The following is a 23,552-nucleotide window of genomic DNA, read 5'->3' as shown; positions in this document are numbered from 1 at the left end:
TCGTGAAGCCGGTCGGCGCGATCACCCGGGGGACGACCAATCCCAACCGGCTCCGTCGCGTCGACAACTACGTGGCGTACCGGTGCGGTGAGCTGCTGCGGGCGGCGGCCGATCCGCTGGTGATCGACCTGGGTTACGGCGCCACCCCGGTCACCGCCGTCGAGCTGCGCAGCCGGCTGGCCACCGCCGTGCGTCCCGACGTCACGGTGGTGGGTCTGGAGATCGATCCCGTACGGGTGGCGGCCGCCCAGCCGCACGCCGAGCCCCCGCACCTGCTGTTCCGGCGCGGCGGTTTCGAGCTGGCCGGTCTGCGCCCGGTGGTGGTGCGCGCGTTCAACGTGTTGCGGCAGTACGCCGAGGACGAGGTGGCCGCGGCCTGGACGGCGATGACCGCGACCGGGGCCGTGCTGGTCGAGGGCACGTGCGACGAGCTGGGCCGGATCGCGACGTGGACCGTGGTCGAGGCAGGGGAACCGGCGACGCTCACTTTTTCCGCCCGTTTGTCCGATCTGGAGCACCCCGCGACGTTCGCCGAGCGGCTGCCCAAGGCGTTGATCCACCACAACGTGCCGGGCGAGCCCGTGCACACGTTGCTGCGGGCGCTGGGCCGGGCCTGGGAGACCGAGGCGACCCCGTTCGGACCGCGGCAGCGCTGGCTGGCGACCTGCCGGCGGATGCGCGCGGAGGGCTGGCCGGTGCTCGACGGGCCGGCCCGCTGGCGGCTGGGCGAGCTGACCGTGCCCTACGCTTCGTCGTCCTCGCCCAGCACCGAGCGCAGCGTCTGAACGAGCACCTCGCTGCTGAACGGCTTCTTGACCAGCAGCGCGTCCTCGCCGATGAGACCGTCGGCGACGGCCAGTTCTTTGGGCAGCCCGGAGATGTAGACGACGCTCATTTCGGGCCGCAGCTGGGTGGCCGACCGGGACAGCTCGCCGCCCGAGACGCCGGGCAGTCCCAGGTCGGTGACCAGGATGTCGATGTCGCCAGGATGCTCGCGGCAGGCGGCGATGGCCTGCTGGGAGTCGCCGGCGATGAGGGTGGCGAAGCCGCGGCGCTCGAGCATCCGCCGCATGATGTCGCGCAGGTCTTCCTCGTCGTCCACGACCAGGACCGTGGGCCGCGTCTCGGGTGCGGGCGCCTGCGACATGGATCCTCCTGGTGGTTCTGATGTCACGTTCCGTGCCGGTTCGCGCTCTCACGCTATCGGCAGCAGGTTGCGCGGTCCGGTCTTTGCATTTGTTAGTGACTTCACCCGTACGGCAACGCATGTCCGGGCCGGGTTCAGGGCATCGTTGGGGGTGACCCGGTTGCACCTGGGTTGCAACACCGGCGGCCCCGCCGGACGGCCCTGGAAGATCGAACAGAACAGCTAAAGCGGCGCGGCGCGAGACCGATTGACACCTCGTACCGCTACACACCGCCACTGAGCAAGGAGAGCGATATGTCCAGCCTGCTGTCGCCCGAGATCACTACCGTTGCTTCGCTGACCGAGCGCTGCGACCGTTGCAGCGCCGCCGCCAAGCTGGTGGTCACGCTGTCCAGCGGCGGCGAGCTGGCGTTCTGCGGACACCACGGCAACCGTCACCACGAGGACATCGTCAAGGTGGCCGAGCGCATCGTCCTCGAGGACGGCTACGAGTGGGCCGGAAAGTAACCGCTTGACCCGCATACGCCGCGTTATGCTCCTTTCCTCGGATATTGAGGGGATTACGTGCATGATGCGGCGCGTGATCTGGGCAGGCTCTCCCGTCTGACCGCGGGCTGTGCCGGCGTCGCGGTCACCGTTTTCGGCACCACGGCCCTGCTCATGTCACTGAAAGGCGCTCCGCCGGACGGCTTCCTCGCCGATCCGGCGGCCGCGCTCGTCCCGGCCGGAGTCGCTCTGCTGCTGCAAGCGCTCCCGGTGCACAGCCGGTCCGCCGGCCGGGTCGTGCACGGCTCGGCCATCCTGTTGACGCTCGCCGCGGCCGCCCTCTGCCTGGCCGCGTTTCCCCGGCACGCTGCCGCCTCCGCGGCCACCCTGCTCGCGATCGCCGTGCTCGTGCTGCTCGGCCAGCTGATCCGTACGCTGGTAGGCGCCGACCGCCGCCGGCGTGAGCTCGCCGGGTTCACCGACACGCTGTTCCAGTCGATGAACGAGGCCGTCATGGTGCTCGACGCCAACTACCGGCTGATCGACGTGAACCGCCGCTGGCGCGAGCTCACCGGCCACGACGCCGACGAACCCGTACGCCTCGACCCCCCACCCGTCCCGCCCGCGTCCGGCGGGGACTGGCTGCTCCCCCGCGTCGACGGCGGCTCGGTGCCGGTGCTGGCCAGCGTGGCCCCCATTCCGGACGAGCAGGGCACGCCCCGGGCCTACGTGGCGACGTACGTCGACATCGCCGACCGCAAGCGGGCCGAGGAGACGCTCAGCGAGAAGGCGGCCGAACTGGAGCGCGGCAACGCCCGGCTGCGCGAGGCCAACACCCGGCTCGAGACGGCGCTGACCTTCAAGAACGACCTCACGGCGATGCTGACCCATGACGTCGCGCAGCCGATCAGCTCGATCGCCAGCCTGGCCGAGCTGCTCCACGCCGACTGGGCCGATCTGCCCGACGACATCCGGCTGGAGCTCGCCACCAAGATCGACAAGAACACCCAGCGGCTGATCAAGATGATGAACGATCTGCAGCTGCTGTTCCGGCTCGACATGGGCTCGATCACCGCGCGCCGGGTCCCGGTGCCCCTGCACGAGGTGGCGGCCGGGGTCGCCGCGGCGTCGACGGCGGCTCCGGACGAGGTGCTGATCGAGATCGACGACGAGCCGGCCGCGCTGGCCGACCGGGGCCACGTCACCGCCGTACTGCAAAATCTGGTCACCAACGCCGTCGCGTACGGGGCCGCGCCGATCGTGATCTCGGCGGCGCGGCACGGCGAGCAGGTCGACCTGATCGTCCAGGACAGCGGCCACGGCATCCCCGACGAGCTGCTGCCCAACCTGTTCGGCCGGTTCATGCGCGGCTCGGGGCTGGGGCTGTTCATCGTGCGGCACCTGGTCGAGGCCAACGGGGGCGCCGTGCGCTACGAGCACGCGGACCCGCACGGGGCCCGGCTGATCGTGACCTGGGAGTCAGCAGCCGGATAGCGCACCGCCCGCCACGCGGGAAGCGGGCGGGCGGTCGGTCGGTCGGTCGGTTACGAACGGCGACTACCAGTCGTGGGCGCTGCCCCGGTCCTCTTCGTTGATCATGCCGTCGCCCCAGACGTCCTGGTGGTCGGTCCGGCCGCCCATCCGGGCGCTGGCACCGGCGGCCCCGCCGACACCCGCACCGGCGGCGCCGGGCCGGCCGATCCGGCGCCCGGGAGCCAGCACGTCGTCCAGGTCGTGCGAGTCGTTGATGCCGGGCGCCGAGGTGATGTCGACGCGAGTGGCCATCGTGGACGCCGACAGACCGTGATACGGCAGGTCGGCCCGGCTGGCGTTGCTGTGCTCACCGGCGCTGGTGCCCCAGCCCGCGCCCGGGTGTGCGCGGTTCTTGGCGCGGGCGGCGACCGCCGCCGGGGACGGCACCGGGCGGGCCAGCTTCTTCGTGCTGGCACCGAGCCGGCCGTTCTCGACCAGGCTCTTGAAGGTGGTCAGGTCGGACTTCAGGCGCTTGGTCAGCGAGGCCTGGCCGTGCCGGTCGTTCGGCATCAGGAAGGCGACATCGGCCTCCAGCTGCGCCACCACCTGGGTCTTCATCTCGCCCATGGGTCGCAGGGTGATGGTCTCGGCGAGCAGGGGCCCGTCCATGGTCGACCAGGAGACCCGCTCATCCAGCGTGCGCTCGGTGATCTGCGCGTCGAACTCGCGCCGGTGACCCTCCACGTCCATGACCCAGTGGGTCCGGTCGTGACCGGTCGCGGTCACCTGCTGCACGCCGCTCATGAACTGCGGGTAGTTCTCGAACGCGGCGAGTTGCTCGTACACCGTGTGCAACGGCGCACTCACCTCGATGGCCTGCTGAACCATGCTCATCGCTTCTCTCCCATGCCTACGCGTCCAACTGCTGGCATGACTGAGAGTACGGAGACGGCTACGGACAGCGGCCGGTTTCGCTCAGACCCGGCGGACGTACTGCCAGTGGCCGACCTCGGTGGCGTACCGGGCGTCACTCGCGGGCACCAGAGTCACCCCGGACTCACGCAGCATCGCCACCATCCGCGGCGACGGCGACCGCCAGGCCTCGCTGATCTCGACCACGGTACCGGTCTCGCGGCAGGCCGTGGCCAGCGCGTCGATCAGGTCGGGACCGAGCACGGCGTCGTCCAAGCCGACCTGGGCCAGCAGACCGAGCGGACGGGCGAGCTGGGTCGGAGCGTAGCGGGAGGCCCGCTCGATGCCGCGGACGGTCACGTCGACCAGCTGCTCGGCCACCTGGTCGGTGGAGAGCTCGCCCGCGGTCAGCATGGCGCGCACCTCACGGGGGCCGGCCACACCGGTCAGCAGCGGCAGACGCGACACGGCGACGGAGAGGGCCTCGAGGTAGCTGATGTCGGGCGGCAGGGCCAGCCAGCCGTCCGGGCGCACGACCTCGACCTCGGCCGCGATGCGCAGCTTCATCTCCGTGCGCCGCTGAGCCCGCCGCACCGAGTCGGCGTAGGTGGAGAGCCAGGTCGTCTCCGGCCCCACCTGGTCGGCGAAGGTGAGCGCACCCAGCCCGGCCCGGTCGGCCGCCGAGACGACCACACCGACGGCGTCCCGCCCGGCCGAGAAGCCGGTGTGCACATGCGCATCGGCCGTCAGATCCAGCGCGTCGACGGCGCTGACCACACCGATCACTGATTCCCGCTCCGCGCCCACTGTCACTCCCCGGCCTCAGCTCGACGGGCTCTTCCCGTCTGACCGAAAGAGTGGGGCCCGGCCGTTGTCAACCTCGTTCCGGCGGCGGTGCAGTCCGGGTGCGCGCGTCTCAGATGCGGAACGAGCTGACCAGGGAACGCAGGTCGTCGGCGGTGCGGGCGACGCCGTTGGACGCCTGCTTGGTCTGTTCGACGCCCTGTACGGCGGCCGCGCTGGCGGCGGAGACGTCGGAGATGTTGGCCGCGATCCGGGCCGATCCGCCGGCCACCTCGGCGATGCTCCGGCTCATCTCGCCGGTGGTGGCCGTCTGCTGCTCGACCGCCGACGCGATAGTGGTCTGGAAGTCGTTGATCTGGCCGATGACCTCGCTGATCCGCGAGATGACCTCGACCGCGCCGCCGGTGTCCTGTTGGATCGCGGCGACGCGGGTGCCGATGTCCTCGGTCGCGCGGGCGGTCTCCTGGGCCAGGTCCTTGACCTCGCTGGCGACCACGGCGAAGCCCTTGCCGGCCTCACCCGCGCGGGCCGCCTCGATCGTGGCGTTCAGGGCGAGCAGGTTGGTCTGCTCGGCGATCGAGGTGATCAGTTTGATCACGTTGCCGATCTCGGCCGACGAGTCGCCCAGCTGGCGCACGGTCTCGGTGGCCCGGGCCGCCTCGGACACCGCGATCGAGGCGATCTGCGCCGATTCGCTGGTGTTGCGGGAGATCTCGCGGATGGCCAGGCCCATCTCCTCGGAACCGGCCGCCACCGTCTGCACGTTGCGTGAGATCTCGTCGGCTTCGGCCGAGGCCGCCGCGGTCTGCCGGTCGGTGTTGCCGGCCGCCTCGGCGATCTGCGCGGCCACTGCCGACAGTTCACCGGCCGCACCGGCCAGCGCGTCCGCGTCCCGCCCGATCGTCTCGAGCGAGCCGCGGATCGATTCCAGCGCGCCGTCCAGGCCGGCGGCCATCCGGCCCAGCTCGTCACGGCTGGTGATGCCGCTGCGGCCGGTCAGGTCGCCGCGGGCGAGCGCGTCGATGACGGCCCCCAGGGTGCGCACCGGCACCAGGATCGAGCGGGCGAGCGGAATGGCCAGGCCGATCAGGAGCACCAGCCCGACGAGGGCGACGACGATCGAGAGGGTACGCGTCTGACTGATCGTGGAGGCCATGTCGCCCTCCTCGGTCTCGACGGCGGCGGTGACCCGGTCGATCAGCGCGCCCAGCTTGTCGTCGGTGACGTTGTTGCGCTCGGCGATCTCCCCGATCCGGGTGCGCTTGTCCCCGGAGGCCACGAAGTCGGAGATGAACTGGCCGAAGTCGACGAAGGCGGGGCGGTCCTCGGTGAACGTCTGCGCCATGTCGCCGGGCAGTCCGCAGCCGGCCACCCCGTCCGCGGCCTCGGCGGCCGACTGCACGTCGTCGACGACGTCCTGGCTCACGTCCTGGCCCAGCGCCGACCGGTAGGCGTCCACCTTCAGCTCGCTCTGGCGGGTGTCGAGGTGGTTCATCGCCGCCTGGCAGGCCTGCAGGTTCGAGACGTTGCGGCCCTGCTCGGCCAGCCGGCCCTGGCCGGACAGCGAGATAGCAGCCAGTGCGGCCAACGCGACGGCGCCCACTACGACGATCATGGCGAGACGCTTGGCGATACCGAGTTGGGCCAACCGCGACATCGATCCCCCTAGGAAGCCGGAACAGCACCGCTCGCGCGGTAATGAACATCTTTCAGTTGTTGTGGAGTTTTTACAGGGAAACGCCCGAAAAACGAACGCCCCGCCGCGATTGCGACGGGGCGTTCGGAATTGCTGTTCAGTCCGATGTGGCCGACGGCTTCAGCATCTTGCTGACCGCCTGCACCTCGTCCTGTGTGGGCGAGGCGGCCTCCCGGTTCGAGGCCTGCAGCTCCCGGTACACCTCCTCGCGATGCACCTGCACGTCACGCGGAGCCTGGATGCCCAGCCGGATCACGTCTCCACGCGCCTCGAGCACAGTGATGACGACATCGTTGCCGATCATCACGCTCTCCCCGGAGCGCCGGGTCAGTACGAGCATCGTCGGTGCCCTCCTCCATCCGTGGACGGACAGCATCGCGAGTCAGGCGCGACCGTGCGCCGGACGTACGGCCGCGCCTGCGGGATTTGTCAGTAGACCGGGTTCATGACCGCGCGGACGGGGAAACCCGTGCCGCTCAGCACCACCTGCATGGCGCGCATGCTGTCCCGGTCGACCACGATCGGGGCCATCAGGTTCGCCGTGGTCTCGTTGGCGCCGGCCGTGATGACCGTCAGCAGCAGCAGACGGTCCGCGTCCTTCGTGTTGAGCGCGGCGAAGACGTCGGCCTCGATCTCGGGCGCGTAGTCCGGGAAGAAGGGCTCCGGCGGCGCCACGAGGAAGCGCAGGTCGGGGTCCTCGGTGGACGTGAACGCGTAGAGCAGGCCGTCTTCGTTGAGCCGCACGAGCACGAACTCCCGATGCGCCGGGAAGCCGGGCATGGGCACCGCCATCGTGATGGTCGGCAGACCCAGCGACGGGTCGGACATCGTGGCCTCGATCGGTCGGGTAGCGGTACGAGTAGTCATGGTCACCTCAGGAAATCGATGAGCGAGGGCTGGATCACCTTGGCCGAGGCGGCCAGGGCGGCCTGATAAGACGTCTGCTGGATCTGCAATTCCATAATCGCCTTGGGCAGGTCGACATCCTCGATATCGGACAGCTGCGACGTCACGGACAGCAAGTGATCATCAGCGGACTGCTTCATCTGCGTAATCCGATTATATCGGGCGCCAACGTCCGAAAGGGTGGACTTTAGTAAATCGTGCGCCGTATCTAGATTTGACAGACCGGTGTTCAGGGCAACGTCGTCATTGGAGCGAAGGGCCGCCGAAATGTCACCCAGCACCTTGAAGAGCTGTGTGTCGCTGCCGTTCGCTCCGTACGCCTCGGCGCCGGTCGTGTCGATTCGCACCTTGGCGTTCGGTCCGACCGATCGGGTCGTCTGCCCGTCGTTACCGACGTACGATCCGGTTTCGTCGAAAGCGACCGAACCCGGCGTGGTCCCGCCGAAGACGGGCCGGCCGAGGTATTTGGTGTTGGCCTCGCCGATCATCGACTGACGGATGTTGTCGATCTCGACGGCGATCGCCTCGCGCGCCGACGCGTTGTTCGCCGAGCTGAGGCCCTGCACGGTCAGATCCCGTACGCGGATGATCTGTCCCGACGCGTCGCCCAGCTTGTCCTGGATGGTGCCGAGCCAGCCCAGTCCGTCGTCGGCGTTGCGGGAGAACTGTTGCGTGGCCCGCATCTCGCCACGCAGCTGCAGCGACGTCACCGTGCCGGTCGGCGAATCCGAGGGCTTGCTCAGCTGCTTGCCGCTCGAGATCTGTTTTTGCAGCTCCTGGCCCCGGGCCATGCTGCGGTTGAGGTCACCCAGCATGCGGTGGCGCATGCTGGTGTCGGTGACCCGGCTGGAAATCGTCATACGGTCCCCCTACCGCTAGCGGCCGACGAGACCGGTGCGGTTGATCAACTGATCGAGCATCGAGTCGATCGTGGTCAGCACCCGGGAGGCCGCCTCGTACCCGCGCTGGTAGGTCAGCAGGTTGGTCATCTCCTCGTCGAGGTTGACCCCCGACTCGGCCTCGCGCGAGGTGTCGACCTGATCCCGTACGGCGTCCTGGATTTCACTGCGCCGCGACGAGGCCTGCGAGGCCACGCCGAGCTGACCGATCATCTGCTGGTACTTCGCGTCCGGCCCGTTCTGCGAGGTGCCGAGTGCGGCCAGTTCGTCGGCCCGGTCGTTGTCGATCGCGGCGACCGCCGGCGGCACGGCCTTGGGGTTGCCCGCGGAGAAGGCGACCTTGTCCGGGTCGTCGATCGCGACCTTGATGTCGCGCGCGTTCGTGCCGTCGAAGAAGGCGACGCCCGGATCCCCGTTGACGTCGTAGCCCGAGGTGGTGAGCGCGTTGACGCTGTCGGCCAGACCCTTGGCCACGTCGTCGAGCTGGCCCGAGATGCCGGGAATGATGGTGTTCATCGTGTCGAGCATCGAGCCCATGGTGCCGCCGACGGTCGCCGACGTGTCGGTGCCCGACCACTTCAGCGCGACCTGCGTGGTCGGGGTCCAGGAGTCGAGGTTGGGCGGACCGGAGAGCTCCAGCTTGCGCGTGGAGAAGTCGCTGACCAGCGGTGACGTTCCCATGTAGACGTTGACCGCGCCGTTGGTCTTGGCCTGCGTGGTCGCGCCGGTCAGCTCGGAAAGCTTCATCACCGCCACGTCCCGCTGGTCCTGCAGCTCGTTGGCCTCGAGGCCGGCCGCCCGGGCCACCACCACCTGGTTGTTCATGTGCGCGATGTTGTCGGCCAGCGTGTTGACCTGATCCACGTACGCGCTCATCTCGTTGCGGTTCGCGCCGAACTGACTGGCGAGCGAGGCCCGCGTGTCGTTCAGGGTGATCGCCACGGTGCGGCTCTTCTCGAGCAGCGAGGAACGGGTCGACGGGTCCTGCCAGTTGTTGGCGACGTCGTTCCAGCCGTCCCACATGTCGTGCAGACGGGCCTGCAGGGCGGTGTCGCTCGGCTCCGCCAGCACGCTCTCGATCTGCCCGTACGCGGCCTTCTGGCTCTGCAGGTACGCCGAGTTGGCGTGCTCGGTGCGCCCCCGCTCGTCCAGGTACGCGTTGCGGCCGCGCTCGACACCGGCGATGGTCACACCGTTGCCGACCTGCGTCGTCGTCGCGTACACACCGGGGTTGAGGCTGCCGGTCTGCGACGCCATGCGCACCCGTTGCTTCGTGTAGCCCTCGGTGTTCGCGTTCGCGATGTTCTGACCTGTGATGTCCAGGCCACGGCGTTGCGCGTAGAGCGACGTGAGCGCCGTGTTGATACCACTGAATGAACTAGCCATCAGATCGCCTCATCCACCAGGCTGGAGCGGCGGACGCCGCCGGAAACGGTCTGGCCCTGCGGTCCGTACGTTTCCACAGTTTCGGCGAACGCGAGCATGGTTTCGCGTGCTGCGCGTTGCCCGGCCGTGAGCAGGTCGCGGTTCACGTCGGCGAGGGCACTGATCTCGGACGTGAGCAGGAGGAACGCCTTTCGATGCTGGTGCAGCAGATCCGACCAGGGCGCGGGCGCGGCGTCGGCCAGTTCGCCCAGCGAGGCCTCGGGCGCGAGCCCCAGCTCGACCGCGACGTCCTGGGCGTAGGCGGCGCGAATGACTTCGGTCTGCCGGATCTGTTCCAGCACCACCTCGACCTCGCGGGTGGCGTGGCTCAGCCAGCGGGAGCGGCCCGCCGCGAGAAGCAGCTGCTCCTCCTCCAGCTTGAACAACAGCATCTCGAGCAGCTCACGTGAACGCCACAGGACGCTGGCCAGGTCGGTCAGGCTCACCCTGGTCCTCCGTCTCGCCTCCGGTCGGGCTCGAACAACCCGCTCATTCGGACACGTCGGCACGTCCCCGACTCCGCTGAGGAATTTCCCCCGATCCGGTGCATTCCGGGTTCATGTGAGTTCCGTTCGGGTTTCTTCGTATTCGCCGGAAATGGTGGGGGAAATCTCGCAGACTGCTCATGAACCGTCGGCACCGCGCCGATCGGCCTGGCGTAACGCCACGGCCCCATGGATGGGCCGCTCCAAGACCCCTCAAGGAGGAAGCACTCATGGGTCTTCGCATCAACCAGAACATCGCCGCGCAGAACGCCTACCGGAACCTGTCGGTCACCGACAGCCAGATGTCGAAGTCGCTGGAGAAGTTGTCCAGTGGTTTCCGCATCAACCGGGCCGCCGACGACGCGGCCGGCCTCTCGATCTCCGAAGGCCTGCGCTCGCAGGTCGGCGGGCTCAAGGTCGCCGTGCGCAACACGCAGGACGGCGTCTCGGTCGCGCAGACCGCTGAAGGTGCGCTCAACGAGACCACCGCCATCCTGCAGCGTATGCGCGACCTGTCGGTGCAGGCGGCCAACTCGGGCGCCACCGACTCGTCGGCCGCCGAGGCCGCCAACAAGGAGATGGGCCAGCTCAACGCCGAGCTCGACCGGATCGGCAAGAGCACGGCGTTCGGCAAGCAGAGCCTGCTCGACGGCACGTTCGGCAGCACCAAGCAGGCCGCCGGCACCCAGATGGCCGCCACCACCAGCGGCGCCGCGGCCTCGCTGCCGTCCGGCGTCACCGGCAGCGGCACGTTCACCTTCTCGCTGGAGAAGGTGGGTGGCCTGACGAAGTCACCCAACGGCACCGACATCTCCGCCGGTGGCACCCCGATCCAGGTCTCGGTGGACAAGGTGGCGGCCGACGCGTCGCCGCAGGACCTGGCCAAGGCGGTCAACGCGGGCCTCGAGAAGGCCCTGAAGGCGGCCGGCTTCCAGGGCAACGAGGTCACCATGTCGGCCAAGGTCGACTCGCAGAACCGCACCACGTTCAACGTCAACGGCAGCGGTGACTTCTCGATCACCAACGACACGAACATCGGTGTGGCCAGCAGCGTCGACACCACCACGGGTGTCAACTCCGGCGGTCTGGGCGTCAACCTGACCACGCTGAACTCCACCGGCGGCAACACCGGCAAGTTCCAGGTCGGCGCGAACGCCAACCAGAAGATCGGCATCGCGATCGGTGGCGTCGACTCCGAGACGCTCGGCACCGCGGCCCTCGACCTGACCAAGGACCCCGACGCCGCGCTCAAGGCGATCGACAAGGCCCTGTCGTCGGTCACCGACAGCCGGGCCACGCTCGGTGCCGTGCAGAACCGCTTCGAGCACACCATCAACAACCTCAACGTGGCGGTCGAGAACCTGTCCGCGTCGGAGTCGCGTATCCGTGACACCGACATGGCCCAGGAGATGGTGTCCTTCACCCGGTCGCAGATCCTGACCCAGGCCGGCACCTCGATGCTGTCCCAGGCCAACCAGTCGGCGCAGAACGTTCTCTCGCTGCTGCGCTAACCGAACTGCCACCGTCAGCAACTGAATCTCATCGGCAAGTGACCGAATAGGTGGGGGTAGCCGTCAAAAGCGGCTGCCCCCGCTTCATTTTCCAGGCAGTGAAAGGCAGGCTCCGGTGAGCACAGCGGTAGACGGACTCGTCAGTGGCCTCAGCACCACCTCCATGATCAACTCACTGATGCAGGTCGAGGCGGCGCCGCAGAACCGCCTCAAGACAAAGGTGAGCACGGCCCAGACCGCGATCGCCTCCTACCAGTCGGTCAACGCGGCGCTGACCTCACTCAAGAACGCCGCCGACTCCGTGGGCCAGCTCAGCACGTGGCGCGCGGTCAAGGCCACGTCGAGCTCCAGCTCCGTGACCGCCACCGCCGTGACCGGCACGAACGGCGCCTCCGGAACCACCGTGTTCAACGTCAAGAGCCTGGCCAAGAACCAGATCACCACGGCCAAGGTCCCGACCACCGGCGACATCAGCTCCGGCACCATCCAGATCACCACCGGCCCGCTCGACGGCAGCACCAACGACAAGGTCAACACGATCACGCTGGGCGACGACAAGTCGGCCAAGGGCGTCGCCGCCGCGATCAACGCGGCCGGCATCGGGCTCAAGGCGACAGTGGTGACCACCGGCGGCGCCACCGACATCCTGCAGATCAGCGGGGGCAAGACGGGCAGCGCCAACGCCTTCAAGATCGACAGCGGGCTCGACGGCGTCGCCTCGCCCCTGACGAACGTGGCCTCCGCCGGCAACGCCCAGCTCGACATCGGCGGGGGCGACGCCAACGCCGCCAACGGCGGTTACTCCGTCACCAGCGACACAAACACGTTCACCAAGCTCATGCCGGGCGTCTCGATCACCGTGTCGAAGCTCGAGAACGACGTCACGGTCACCTCGGACCAGGACGTCAGCGGGATCGCGAGCAAGATCCAGGCGCTGGTCGACGCGGCCAACGGCACGCTGGGCGAGGTCGCCAAGCAGACGGCCTACGACGCGGCGACCAAGAAGGGCTCGCCGCTGACCGGCGACTTCTCGGTCCGCAACATCTCGCAGAGCATGCTCAGCAAGATCAGCCTCGGTCTCACCTATGCGAACCCGTCGTACGACAAGACGCAGCCGACCGACCCCGTCACCAAGACCAACCTCGAGAAGATCTCGATCTCGCTGTCCAAGCTCGGCGTGGAACTCGACCGCAGCGGCCAGCTGAAATTCGACGCGGCCAAGTTCACCACCGCCTACAACGAGAACCCGTCGCAGATCCAGGCGGCCGGCATCGAGTTCGCCGACCAGATGGAGAAGTACGCGGGCGACCAGTCGGTCAACATCACCTCGGTCATCACCGGTCGCAAGAACGAGATCGACGGGCTCAACAGTCAGATCAGCAACTGGGACATCCGGCTCGTGGCCAAGAAGAACTCGCTCCAGAAGCAGTACGCCGACCTCGAGACGTCACTGGGCAAGCTCAAGAACCAATCCACCTGGCTCGCCGGCCAGCTCTCCGGCCTCTGATCCACCGCCCCGACCAGCCGTCGCAGGGCCCTGACCTAGGAGACCGATGACCATGACCGCCCCGAACCTTCGCAACCGCTACCTGCAGGACTCGATCCAGACCGCCTCGCCCGCCAAGCTGCTGATCATGCTGTACGACCGGCTGGTCCTCGACCTGGCGCAGGGCGAGGAGGCGCTGCGGGCGGGCGAGCTCGAAACCGCCCACGAGAAGATCACGCACGCGCAGGAGATCGTCATCGAGCTGCAGGTCAGCCTGGACGTCGAGGCCTGGTCGGGCGCGCCGGGCCTGGCCAACCTGTACGGCTACCTGATCACCGAGCTGATCGGGGCCAACATCGCCAAGAGCCCCGAGCGGGTCGCCGTGTGCCGCGGTTTCGTCGAGCCGCTGCGCGACGCCTGGCGCGACGCCGCGGCCGCGGCGGTGGCCGGCTGACGAGCGGATGAGCACCATGAGCGGCGGGAACTGGGGGCACGCCTGGAGCGACGCGCTGGACGAGCTCGAGCTGGACGTGGCGACGATCGAGGCCATGCTGGCCGACGAGCACCGCCACGCCGAGACGCCGCCGGCCAGCCTGTGGAAGGCGCCGACGGAACTGGGTGCGCTGCCGCTGGAGCTCAAGCCGCGAGCCGACGAGATCCTGACCCGCCAGCTCAAGGCGGCCGAGGAGATCGCCCGGCGGATGACCGCGACCCGCCAGCAGATGACGATGACGACCCGGATCGAGACGGGAGAGGCGGTCAAACGACCCGTCTACGTCGACCGGGCCATGTGACGACCGAGCCGGAACGCCTCGGGACCCCCTATGCGGGGCCCCGGGGCGTTCTCGCGTTTCAGCAACCTGCTGGCAACCGTCTGACGCTCAGCGGATCGGCGCGGGAGCCGAACTGCAATGTACGAGCGACGGATCGCTCACCGAAATGCCACGGATCGGCGGCCTTGGACCTACACAAGGAGCTGCTGTGTTCGACGATGTCTCGTCGTCCGCCCTGCGCGTCGCGGTCACCGGTCTCGCGGCCCGGCAGAGCGCTATCGCGAACAATATTGCGAACATCGAAACCCCGGGCTACAAGGCTCGTAAGGTTGAGTTCGAGGAGGCGTTGCGCGGCGCCGTGGCCAAGGGTCTGTCGCCGCTGGGAGTCGCTCCGCAGACCAGGGATTCGCTGGAGCCGACCCGCCTGAACGGCAGCAACGTCAACCTCGACGAGGAGACGCTCTCCCACATCGACACGACGATGCGCTACCAGCTGACCCTGCGGGCGCTGGACACCAAGTACTCGATGCTGCGCGACGCGATCAAGGGAGCCTGACGATGAGCACTTTCAACGCTATCGGGGTCGCCGGTTCCGGCGTGACCGTCTACCGCAAGTGGCTGGATGCCGTCTCCGACAACATCGCCAACATGGACAACACCAGCCGTACGTCCGAGAAGGCGTTCCAGGCGCGGTACGTGATCGCGCAGGAGGCCCAGGACGGCAACGGCGCCCAGGTGGGTGGCGTCGCGTTCGGCAGTGCCGAGGGTGTGCTCGTGCACGACCCGGACAACCCGCTCGCCGACAACCAGGGCTACGTGCGCAAGCCCGACATCGACCTGAGCTCGCAGATGGCCCAGATGATGATGGCCCAGCGCGCCTACCAGGCCAACCTGTCGGTCGTCGACCGGGCCAAGGACTCCTACACCGCCGCGATCAACCTCGGAAAGTGAGGTAGACGATGGTCTCCCCGATAAGCCCGATCGGCAGCCCGTTCGGCAGCATCTCCGCGGTGTCCGGACTCGACAAGGCCTCCGGCCTCGGCGGCATCGGCGGGGCCGGCGCCCTGACCGGCGCCGACAAGGCCACCGAGGCGCAGGGACCGAACGAGAGCTTCGCCAGCATGCTGTCGCGTGGTCTGGAAAGCGTGCAGGCGTCGCAGAACAAGGCGAGCGACCTCGCGGTCCAGGCCGCCGACGGCACGCTCCAGGATCCGGCCCAGTACACGATGGCGGCCAACGAGGCCCAGCTCGGCCTCCAGCTCACGCTGGCCGTCCGCAACAAGGCCGTGGAAGCTTTCCAGGAAATCATGAGGATGCAGGCCTGACATGACCGACCGCCTTCCCGCTCCGGTTCGCCGCGTCACGGACACGTTCCGGTCCTTCACCCCGGGACAGAAGGCCGTCACGATCGCGGCAGTCATCGCGCTCGTCGTGGGCGCTTACTTCTTCGCCACGTGGGCGTCGAAGCCGTCGTACTCCATTCTCTTCAACAACCTCTCGTCCAAGGACGCCAGCGCGATCGTCGAGTCGCTGAAGAAGACCGGCACCAGCTACGAGCTGGCCAACGACGGGCAGACGATTCTGGTGCCGCAGGATCAAGTCAACGATCTGCGGCTGTCGCTGAGCGGCGAAGGGCTGCCCGGCGACGCCGGCACCGGCTACGCGCTGCTCGACCAGCAGGGCATCACCACCAGCGACTTCATGCAGCAGACGAACTACCAGCGGGCGCTCGAGGGCGAGCTGTCCAACACGATCAAGTCGATCGAGGGCGTCGAGGCGGCCACCGTGCACCTCGTGATCCCCAAGAAGGACGTCTTCGCCGACGAGCAGGACAAGCCCACCGCCTCGGTGCTGGTGGCCACGAGCGCCACCGAGCAGCTGAGCAGCGATCAGGTGCAGAGCATCGTCCACCTGGTCGCCTCGAGCGTGGAGGGCCTGGACCCGACCCAGATCACCGTGGCCGGCGCGGACGGCAAGATCCTCTCGACCGGTGGTGGTGCGGCCATCGGCACGGGCGGGGACAGCGGCACCGACGCGCAGACGGTCGCCTTCCAGAACCGCATGAACACCTCCATCCAGAGCATGCTGGACAGCGTGGTCGGCCGGGGCAACTCGTCGGTGGTGACCACGGCGACGCTGGACTTCGACCAGACCGAGACGCAGAGCGAGACCTTCAACGCCGACCCGTCGGTGCCCGCGCTCTCCGAGACGAACCAGCGCGAGGCGTACAACGGCGCCAACAACTGCGCCGGCGGCGTGCTCGGTCCCGACAACATCGCGGGCCCCGGCTGCAGCACCGGCAGCAGCGGCAGCAGCGGCCCCGGTCAGTACGAGAACAGCAGCAGCACCAAGAACAACGCCGTCAACAAGGTCAACGAGGTCCGGCGGAGCGCGCCCGGCGGCATCAAGAAGCTGAGCGTGGCCGTGCTGCTCAACAGCAGCACCGGCACCACCATCGACCCGGCGCAGGTGCAGCAGCTGGTGACCGCCGCCGCCGGCATCGACGCCACGCGGGGCGACACCATCGCGGTCTCGGCCATGCCGTTCGATCAGAGCGCGGCCAAGGCTGCCCAGGAGGCGCTGACCGCCTCGTCCGCGGCCGCCGTCGAGGCCAAGCAGATGTCGATGTACAAGACCGCCGGCCTGGCCGCGCTCGTCCTGGTCCTGCTCTTCCTGGCCTGGCGCTTCAGCCGCAAGAGCAAGAAGCGGCGGGGCCTGACCCCCGAGGAGCGCAAGCACCTCGAGGACATGCAGGCCGCGCTCGAGGCTCAGCGGCTCGCCGAGCTCAACCAGGCGATCCCGGCGCAGATGCTGGAGGCCGGGATGGCCATGGACGACACGAACGTGCAGGCTCGCGAGGAACGCCAGCGGGAGATCGATCAGATGGTCAAGGATCAACCGGAGGAGATGGCAGTGCTCTTGCGCGGCTGGCTGGCCGCTGATGTGACGCGCTGACCCTTCGCGCGGCGGCCGGCTGAGCCCGGCCGCCGCCACAGCCGTCCCACGGCTTGTTTCCGCTGCGGTTGAAGAGGGAGTACGCGTTGACCACACCGGCGCTCACCACGATGTCGATGACGGGCGTGCGCAAGGCCGCCATCATGCTCGTGCAGTTCGGCAAGGAGCAGTCCGCCCAGATCATGTCGCAGATGTCGGAGAAAGAGGTCGAGATGATCTCGGCCGAGATCGCCCGGCTCGGCAAGCTGGAACCGACCCAGGTCGACGACGTGATGGACGAGTTCTACGCCATGGCCACCACCCGGTACGCCGGTTCGGGCGGCATGGATTACGCCCGCGAGCTGCTCGAGGCCTCACTGGGCAAGGACCGCGCGGCGTTGATACTGGACCGCCTCGAAGCGTCGATGAACGACATCCCCTTCAACTTCCTGAGCCACGCCGACCCCCGGCAGCTGCTCTCGTACGTGCAGCACGAGCACCCGCAGACGATCGCGCTGGTGCTGGCGCACATCCCCTCCGCGCTCGCCTCGTCGATCCTGGCCGGCCTGCCGATCGAGGTGCAGACCGAGGTGGCGCACCGGATCGCGGTGATGGACCGGACCTCCCCCGAGATCATCCGCCAGGTCGAACAGGCCCTGCAGCGCAAGCTCTCGTCGGTGCTGCAGCCGGACGAGCTCTCCACCGTCGGTGGTCTGCAGCCGCTGGTCGACATCATCAACCGCGCCGACCGCACCACCGAACGGCTCATCCTGGAAGCCCTGGACGCCCGCAGCCCCGAGCTGGCCGAGGAGATCCGGCGCCGGATGTTCATGTTCGAGGACATCATCAACCTCGAGGACCGCGCGATCCAGCTGGTGCTGCGCCAGGTGGAGCCGGCCGACCTGGCCACCGCGCTCAAGGGTGTGCCCGACACCGTGCGCGACAAGGTCACCAAGAACCTTTCCGAGCGCGGCCGCGAGAACCTGCTCGAGGAGATCGACCTGCTCGGCCCGGTCAAGGTCAAGATGGTCGAGGAGGCCCAGGCCAAGATCGTCTCGGTGATCCGTTCGCTCGAGGACTCCGGTCAGATCGAGGTCCAGCGCGGTGGCGAGGCCGATGAGCTCATCGCCTGAGAGCAGCAGCCCCGTGCTGCGCGGCTCGATGGCCGAGTCGGCCTCCACCGCCCGGTTCGCGGTCGACCTGCGCACCGGCCTGCCCGCCGACGGCAGCTCCCTCGACCGCGTCAAGCAGCAGGCCCGCACCGCCGGTTACGCCGAGGGCTGGGCCCAGGGCCAGCGCGAGGCGGCCGCCGCCGCGCAGAACGCGCAGGCCCGGGCGGCCGCGGCCGAGCAGGCCCACGAGCAGCGCCGGGCGGCCGCGCTGGCCCAGGCGGTCAACGCCCTGGGCCGGGCCGTCACCGAGCACGAGAACCAGCTCATGCCCACCTTCGCCGAGCTGCAGGAGGTGCTGCTGGCGCACGCCTTCGAGCTGGCCGAGGCGATCGTCGGGCGCAGCCTGGAGGACCCGCAGGGCCGCACGGTGGCGGCGCTGCGAAGGGCCATGACGGCCACCCCCGACGCCGGGGCGCTGGTGGTCAGCCTGCACCCGGACGACTACCACACGCTGGTCGGCGACGCCGGCGAGACGGATTTCGAGTACGAGGGACGCCGGGTGCGGCTGCGGCCGGACGGTGCGCTGCGGCCCGGTGACGCGGTCGCGGAGACCGGCATGGCGACGGTGGACGCGACCATCGCCGCCGCGGTCGACCGCGCCCGGGAAGCGCTACGACTGCTGTAACGGGAGAGGCGCAGGATGACTGACGTGTTCCGCCACCGCTTGTCGGCGGCGATCGAGGCGGCCCGCCCGCTCACCCGGGGCCGGGTGGTCGGGGCGGTCGGCCTGCGGGTGACCGTCAGCGGGGTCGACGCCCGGGTCGGCGACCTGGTGCAGATGGGCGAGGGCGCGGAGGCGATCTTCGCCGAGGTGGCCGCCATCGACGGCGACAAGCTCTCCTGCCTGCCGCTCGGCCCGATCGCCGGGCTGGGCGCCGGGACGCCGGTGGTCAGCACGGGCGGGCCGCTGCGGGTGGCCGTCGGCCCCGACCTGCAGGGCCGGATCCTGGACGGGCTGGGCCGCCCGATGGACGGCGGGCCCCCGCTGCAGGGGCACCTGGTCAGCATCGACGCCGCGCCCCCGTCGGCCATGGAGCGGCAGCTCGTCGACAAGCCGATGTCTCTGGGCGTACGGGTGCTGGACACGCTGGTGCCGTGCGGGCGGGGGCAGCGCATCGGCATCTTCGCGGGCTCCGGCGTCGGCAAGTCCACGCTGATGAGCATGATCACGCGGGGCACGTCGGCCCAGCTGAACGTGGTGGCGCTGGTCGGCGAGCGCGGTCGTGAGGTCCGCGAGTTCATCGAGCACGACCTGGGCGAGGAGGGGCTGGCCCGGTCGGTGGTGGTGATCGCGACCTCGGACACGCCGCCGCTGGTGCGCCTGCGGGCCGGCGCGGTGGCCACCCGGATCGCCGAGTACTACCGCGACGAGGGCGCCGACGTGCTGCTGATGATGGACAGCGTGACCCGCGCGGCCATGGCGCAGCGCGAGGTGGGGCTGTCGGTGGGCGAGCCGCCCGCCACCCGCGGCTACCCGCCGTCGGTCTTCGCGATGCTGGCCTCCCTGCTGGAACGGGCCGGGCCGGGCGCGCGCGGCAGCATCACCGGCCTCTACACCGTGCTGGTGGAGGGTGACGACCACAACGAGCCGATCGCCGACGCCGCCCGTTCGATCCTCGACGGCCACGTGGTGCTCGACCGCAAGCTGGCCACCGCCGGCCACTTCCCGAGCATCCAGGCCCTCGACTCGATCTCCCGGGTGGCCAACAAGATCACCACCAAGGAGCAGAAGGCCGACGCGACCGAGCTGCGCCGCCTGATGGCCGCCCACCGCGACGTCCGCGAGCTGGTCGAGATCGGCGCGTACGTGGCCGGCACGAACCCGGACGCCGACCGCGCGACCGCGATCTGGCCCCACATCAACGCGTTCCTGCGCCAGGGCCTCGACGAGCGCGTCACCGCCGAGGAGGCCTGGGCCCAGCTCCACGCGCTGATCGCCGCCTCGTAGGCCAGTTGCAGCTCGGGTGCAGGACCTCAGCGATTCGGGTCGCGGGCCGACCGGGATAAGTGAGGGCCCGTCCCGGCCGCTAGGAGGCAGAACGTGAACCGTTTCTTCCGGCTCTCTCCCGTGCTCCGCGCCCGCAAGGCCCAGGAGGACGCGGCCAAGGGCGCCGTCATGCAGTCGCGCGCCGAGATCCGTGAGGCCCAGGACCTCGTACGGCGTAAGCAGCTCGATCTGGTCGGCGCGGAGGCGCCCACCGAGGGCACCGCCCGGGCCATCGTGGCGGGGCTCGTCGCCCGGCAGTCACTGGCCGGCGCCCTGATGAGCGCGCACCGCATGGTCGAAGAGGCCGAGGAGGTCGAGCGCGAGCGGATGGCCGTGCTGGCCGACGCGGCCAAACGCCGGCGCGCGGTCGAGATGATGGCCGAACGGCACGCCGAGATGGTGCGCGCCAACGACCTGCGCAAGGACCAGGCCAACCTGGACGAGCTGGCGATGACCAGCAAGGCCCGCAACGCGGCGCGCAGCGGGGGCGCTGAATGATCGGTGTCACCGGGGTGCTCAACCGCATCCAGGAGCTCCAGGGCCAGCTCGGACTCACCCCGGTCAACCCCGCTCCGGGCGCCACCGGTGCGACCGGCACCGTGAGCACCACCGGACCCGGCGGCACCACCACGTTCGCCTCGGCGCTGGCCAGCGCGACCGGGCAGGGCGGCAGCATGCGCCTGAACAACCAGGCCACCGGTCAGAACGTCGTCGACGCGGCCAAGAAATACCTCGGCACCCCGTACGTCTTCGGCAGCACCGACCCGGACAAGGGGCTGGACTGTTCGGCGTTGGTGCAGCGGGCCTACAGCGACCTCGGCATCAAACTGCCCCGGCTGTCGCACCAGCAGGCCAAGGCGGGCGAGCCGGTGGCCAACCTGGCCCAGGCCAAACCGGGCGACATCCTCGCGTTCGACTCCCCCGTCGACCACGTCGCCATCTACCTCGGCGACAACAAGATGATCGCGGCTCCCAAGCCGGGCGACCACGTCAAGATCCAGAGCGTGTACGAGAAACCGACGCACATCCGCCGCGTCGTCTCGGACTTCCCGGTCACCCCGCAGAACGCCGTCTCCGCGATCCGCCCGGCCAGTCTGCAGGGCACCGGCGCCCTGGCCGGGGTGCCCTACGCCGACCTCTTCGTGCAGGCCGGCAACCGGTACGGCGTCTCACCCAAGCTGCTCGCGGCGGTGGCCAAGGTCGAGTCCGGGTACGACCCCAAGGCCGTCAGCAAGGCCGGCGCCCAGGGCCTGATGCAGCTCATGCCGTCGACCGCGCGCGGGCTGGGCGTCAAGGACTCCTTCGACCCGGCGCAGGCGATCAACGGCGGCGCCAAGCTGCTGGCCCGCAACCTGCGCGAGTTCAAGTCGCTGCCGCTGGCGCTGGCCGCCTACAACGCGGGCGGCGGCGCGGTGCACCGGTACGGCGGCATCCCGCCGTTCTCGGAGACCCAGAAGTACGTCCCGAAGGTCCAGAAGGCCCTCGCCGCGCTCGGCGGCTGACCCGTCGACCGCCCGATCTGGAGGAGAGCCGCATGAAGATGCCGAATTCCGTGAGCGGAGCCGACCGCACGTCGGCGGCCGATATCGCCCGGCGGCCCGCGTCCAAGCGGGGCGAGGGCGGGGAGGAGTTCGGCTCCGCGCTCTCGGCCGAGCTCGACAAGCCGAAACGGGACGAGACGACCGGGACCGACGGCCGCGACGCGGCCGCGCGCCGGGCCGCCGGGGACCGGGCCGACCAGCGGGACGCCGACCGCCGGGCCGACGCCGGGCGGGCCGCCGCGGGGCGCAGCGCCCTGCAGCGGGAGGCGGCCGACCGGGCCGCCGCGGCGAACCGGGCCGACCAGCGGCGTGCTGAGGACCGCGACACCGCCTCGAGCCGCGCCTCCGGCGACCGGGCGCGCGCGGACCGGGCCGAGGCCGGCCGACGCTCCGACCGTTCGGGCCGAGCGGACCGGGCCGACCGCCCCGGCGAGCGCACCCCGGCCGACCGGACGGGGACCGACCGGGTCCGGAGCGAACGGGCCGACGGCCAGGGTGGCACCGGCCGCGCCGAGCAGACCGGCTCCGACACCGGTGACCGCGTGGCCACCGACGAGACCGCAACCACCCGGAATCCGGAAGCCGGCGCCGCGCCTGCGCAGGATTCTCAGGCCGCGGCAGCCGCCGTCGCTCAGACCGCAGCCGCGATGGCCGCCGCGGCCGGCCAGACGGCCACGGTCCCGAACCCGCCGGCCGACCCGGCCCGGGAAACCGCCGGCGGACCCACGCCGCAGGCCGCCGCCGTTCCGGCGACCGCCAACCCGGCGGCCGGTGCCGGCCCGCAGCAGGGCCTCGGCACACCACTGCCGCCGGCCCTCGCCGCCCAGCTCGCCCAGACCGGTGCGGCTGCTCAGGGTGGACCAGCCGCGGGAACCGGGGACGGCCGCCAGGCCGTCGGCTCCGACCCGGCCGGCACCGCGGTCCCGGCCGGCCCCTTGGCCGCAGCCGACGCGGCAAGCGCACTCACCGCGCCGGCCACCGGCGCGACCCCGATGGCCGGACCCCGTCCGGCCGGCCTTGTGCCGCCCACACCGGCCTCAGCCGACACCGCAGCCGCCGCCACACCCGCGGGCACCACGCCGGCCCCGGCCGACGCGGCAGCCGCCAGCTCCGCGGGCACCACGCCGGCCCCGGCCGACGCGGCAGCCGCCACGCCCGCGAACACCACACCGGCCCCGGCCGACGGCACGGGAGCGGGCGCGCCGGCCGACCCGGCGGCGGCTCCGGCCCCGTCCAGCGCCCTGCCCGACCAGGCCCCAGCCGACTCCGCCACCGGTCCGGTGACCGCCAACCCGGTCAACCCGGCCGCCGCGCCCGGTGTGGCACCGGACGGCGCCGCCACCCCGGGCACGCTCGGTCAGGCCGGCCTGGCCGGCGTCTCCGGGCCCCAGGCGGCGACCCCGGCCGCACCCGCCGCCGGCGCCCCGCCGCCGCCCGCCGCCGCGCCGGCCTTCCAGCCACCCGCGGCCCAGCTCGCCATGCGGATCGTGCCGCTCAAGCTGGACGCGGACGGCGTGCACCGGCTGACCGTCAACCTGCACCCGGTCGACCTGGGCCCGGTGCAGGTGGTGGCCGAGATCCGCAACGGCGAGATCAACGTGCAGCTGACCGGCGGCACCGACGCCGGCAACGAGGCCCTGCGCAACGCCATGGACGACCTGCGGCGCGAACTGACCGACGCCGGTTTCCGCAACACGACGCTCGACCTGCGGCAGGGCAACGCGCAGCAGGAGCAGGCGCGCCAGCAGTTCGCGGCGGCGGCCTTCCCGGGCGGCGGGCGCCGCGAGACCGGACCGGCGGCACCGGCCGAGACGGCCGCGCCGACGATCCGGCCGGCCGCCCCCGGCTCGAGCCGGCTCGACACGCACGCCTAAGACACGCAAAAGGGGGTGGCCGCCGAAGCGGTCACCCCCTT

26 protein-coding genes are annotated in these 23,552 nt (G+C 70.1%); 17 read left to right on the top strand and 9 right to left on the bottom strand.

The window, feature by feature from the left end; translation table 11 throughout:
- Positions 1-2: 2 nt before the first annotated feature.
- The gene (locus BKA14_RS33785; RefSeq protein WP_184954820.1) at positions 3-785 is read left to right on the top strand and encodes a class I SAM-dependent methyltransferase; all 783 of its coding nucleotides are present in this window, start codon (positions 3-5) and stop codon (positions 783-785) included.
- Here the strand turns inward: BKA14_RS33785 and BKA14_RS33780 are convergent.
- A complete protein-coding gene (locus BKA14_RS33780) occupies positions 743-1,147 on the bottom strand; it encodes a response regulator (protein ID WP_184954819.1) in 405 nt (134 codons plus the stop codon). The two genes, BKA14_RS33785 and BKA14_RS33780, sit on opposite strands and share 43 nt — an antisense overlap.
- 294 nt (positions 1,148-1,441) lie before the next feature.
- On the opposite strand from BKA14_RS33780, the gene BKA14_RS33775 reads away from it, so the two are divergent.
- Positions 1,442-1,654, top strand: coding sequence for a DUF7455 domain-containing protein (locus tag BKA14_RS33775; protein ID WP_184954818.1), 213 nt, complete (start codon positions 1,442-1,444; stop codon positions 1,652-1,654).
- 57 nt (positions 1,655-1,711) lie between these two features.
- Positions 1,712-3,127 (top strand): PAS domain-containing sensor histidine kinase, encoded by a 1,416-nt coding sequence (locus tag BKA14_RS33770; protein WP_239092593.1) that lies wholly within the window; start codon positions 1,712-1,714, stop codon positions 3,125-3,127.
- A gap of 63 nt (positions 3,128-3,190) precedes the next feature.
- On the opposite strand, the gene BKA14_RS33765 is transcribed toward BKA14_RS33770, so the two are convergent.
- The 8 genes from BKA14_RS33765 to BKA14_RS33730 form a co-directional block, all read right to left on the bottom strand.
- Positions 3,191-4,000 carry an SRPBCC family protein gene (locus BKA14_RS33765; protein ID WP_239092594.1) on the bottom strand — a complete coding sequence of 270 codons (810 nt, stop codon included), beginning with the start codon at positions 3,998-4,000 and terminating at the stop codon, positions 3,191-3,193.
- A gap of 81 nt (positions 4,001-4,081) precedes the next feature.
- A complete protein-coding gene (locus tag BKA14_RS33760; RefSeq protein WP_184954817.1) occupies positions 4,082-4,825 on the bottom strand; it encodes a hydrolase in 744 nt (247 codons plus the stop codon).
- A 109-nt stretch (positions 4,826-4,934) separates the two neighbouring features.
- Positions 4,935-6,437, bottom strand: a complete 1,503-nt coding sequence (locus tag BKA14_RS33755) for a methyl-accepting chemotaxis protein (RefSeq protein WP_239092595.1) — start codon at positions 6,435-6,437, stop codon at positions 4,935-4,937.
- Between the two features lie 178 nt (positions 6,438-6,615).
- Positions 6,616-6,858 (bottom strand): carbon storage regulator CsrA, encoded by a 243-nt coding sequence (csrA, locus tag BKA14_RS33750; RefSeq protein WP_184954815.1) that lies wholly within the window; start codon positions 6,856-6,858, stop codon positions 6,616-6,618.
- A gap of 89 nt (positions 6,859-6,947) precedes the next feature.
- Positions 6,948-7,385 (bottom strand): flagellar assembly protein FliW, encoded by a 438-nt coding sequence (fliW, locus tag BKA14_RS33745; protein ID WP_184954814.1) that lies wholly within the window; start codon positions 7,383-7,385, stop codon positions 6,948-6,950.
- A 2-nt stretch (positions 7,386-7,387) separates the two neighbouring features.
- On the bottom strand, positions 7,388-8,284 hold the full coding sequence (gene flgL, locus BKA14_RS33740) for a flagellar hook-associated protein FlgL (RefSeq protein ID WP_184954813.1): 897 nt from the start codon (positions 8,282-8,284) through the stop codon (positions 7,388-7,390).
- A 15-nt stretch (positions 8,285-8,299) separates the two neighbouring features.
- Complete coding sequence (gene flgK / locus BKA14_RS33735; protein ID WP_184954812.1) at positions 8,300-9,709, bottom strand: flagellar hook-associated protein FlgK; 1,410 nt, start codon at positions 9,707-9,709, stop codon at positions 8,300-8,302.
- On the bottom strand, positions 9,709-10,194 hold the full coding sequence (locus BKA14_RS33730; protein WP_184954811.1) for a flagellar protein FlgN: 486 nt from the start codon (positions 10,192-10,194) through the stop codon (positions 9,709-9,711). The genes flgK and BKA14_RS33730 overlap by 1 nt, the downstream gene beginning before the upstream one ends.
- A gap of 269 nt (positions 10,195-10,463) precedes the next feature.
- On the opposite strand from BKA14_RS33730, the gene BKA14_RS45305 reads away from it, so the two are divergent.
- From BKA14_RS45305 to BKA14_RS33660, 14 genes are all read left to right on the top strand, one after another.
- Positions 10,464-11,744 carry a flagellin N-terminal helical domain-containing protein gene (locus BKA14_RS45305; protein ID WP_184954810.1) on the top strand — a complete coding sequence of 427 codons (1,281 nt, stop codon included), beginning with the start codon at positions 10,464-10,466 and terminating at the stop codon, positions 11,742-11,744.
- Positions 11,745-11,859: 115 nt separating this feature from the next.
- Entirely contained in the window at positions 11,860-13,251 is a 1,392-nt protein-coding gene (fliD, locus tag BKA14_RS33720; protein ID WP_184954809.1) for a flagellar filament capping protein FliD, read from the top strand.
- A 46-nt stretch (positions 13,252-13,297) separates the two neighbouring features.
- Positions 13,298-13,684 (top strand): flagellar export chaperone FliS, encoded by a 387-nt coding sequence (fliS, locus tag BKA14_RS33715; protein ID WP_239092596.1) that lies wholly within the window; start codon positions 13,298-13,300, stop codon positions 13,682-13,684.
- A 16-nt stretch (positions 13,685-13,700) separates the two neighbouring features.
- Entirely contained in the window at positions 13,701-14,024 is a 324-nt protein-coding gene (locus BKA14_RS33710) for a hypothetical protein (RefSeq protein ID WP_239092597.1), read from the top strand.
- Positions 14,025-14,211: 187 nt separating this feature from the next.
- Entirely contained in the window at positions 14,212-14,559 is a 348-nt protein-coding gene (locus BKA14_RS33705; protein ID WP_184954807.1) for a flagellar basal body rod protein FlgB, read from the top strand.
- A gap of 2 nt (positions 14,560-14,561) precedes the next feature.
- A complete protein-coding gene (locus tag BKA14_RS33700) occupies positions 14,562-14,954 on the top strand; it encodes a flagellar basal body rod protein FlgC (protein WP_184954806.1) in 393 nt (130 codons plus the stop codon).
- An 8-nt stretch (positions 14,955-14,962) separates the two neighbouring features.
- Positions 14,963-15,328, top strand: a complete 366-nt coding sequence (gene fliE / locus BKA14_RS33695) for a flagellar hook-basal body complex protein FliE (protein WP_184954805.1) — start codon at positions 14,963-14,965, stop codon at positions 15,326-15,328.
- Between the two features lies 1 nt (position 15,329).
- Positions 15,330-16,958, top strand: a complete 1,629-nt coding sequence (gene fliF / locus BKA14_RS33690; protein ID WP_184954804.1) for a flagellar basal-body MS-ring/collar protein FliF — start codon at positions 15,330-15,332, stop codon at positions 16,956-16,958.
- Positions 16,959-17,044: 86 nt separating this feature from the next.
- On the top strand, positions 17,045-18,070 hold the full coding sequence (fliG, locus tag BKA14_RS33685; RefSeq protein ID WP_184954803.1) for a flagellar motor switch protein FliG: 1,026 nt from the start codon (positions 17,045-17,047) through the stop codon (positions 18,068-18,070).
- Positions 18,054-18,734 (top strand): FliH/SctL family protein, encoded by a 681-nt coding sequence (locus tag BKA14_RS33680; protein WP_221477380.1) that lies wholly within the window; start codon positions 18,054-18,056, stop codon positions 18,732-18,734. Before fliG ends, BKA14_RS33680 begins: the two co-directional genes overlap by 17 nt.
- A gap of 15 nt (positions 18,735-18,749) precedes the next feature.
- Positions 18,750-20,057: a FliI/YscN family ATPase gene (locus tag BKA14_RS33675; protein WP_184954802.1), complete on the top strand. Its 1,308-nt coding sequence runs from the start codon at positions 18,750-18,752 to the stop codon at positions 20,055-20,057.
- A 93-nt stretch (positions 20,058-20,150) separates the two neighbouring features.
- On the top strand, positions 20,151-20,594 hold the full coding sequence (locus tag BKA14_RS33670; protein WP_184954801.1) for a flagellar FliJ family protein: 444 nt from the start codon (positions 20,151-20,153) through the stop codon (positions 20,592-20,594).
- A complete protein-coding gene (locus BKA14_RS33665; protein ID WP_184954800.1) occupies positions 20,591-21,598 on the top strand; it encodes a transglycosylase SLT domain-containing protein in 1,008 nt (335 codons plus the stop codon). The genes BKA14_RS33670 and BKA14_RS33665 overlap by 4 nt, the downstream gene beginning before the upstream one ends.
- 32 nt (positions 21,599-21,630) lie before the next feature.
- Positions 21,631-23,511 (top strand): flagellar hook-length control protein FliK, encoded by a 1,881-nt coding sequence (locus BKA14_RS33660; RefSeq protein ID WP_184954799.1) that lies wholly within the window; start codon positions 21,631-21,633, stop codon positions 23,509-23,511.
- The last annotated feature ends 41 nt before the right edge of the window (positions 23,512-23,552 follow it).

The sequence above is a fragment of the Paractinoplanes abujensis genome (genome assembly GCF_014204895.1).
In the GTDB taxonomy this organism is placed as follows: Bacteria; Actinomycetota; Actinomycetes; order Mycobacteriales; family Micromonosporaceae; genus Actinoplanes; species Actinoplanes abujensis.
The sequence above is the reverse complement of the archived record's forward strand: the minus strand, read 5'-3'. Positions and strand labels throughout refer to the sequence as shown.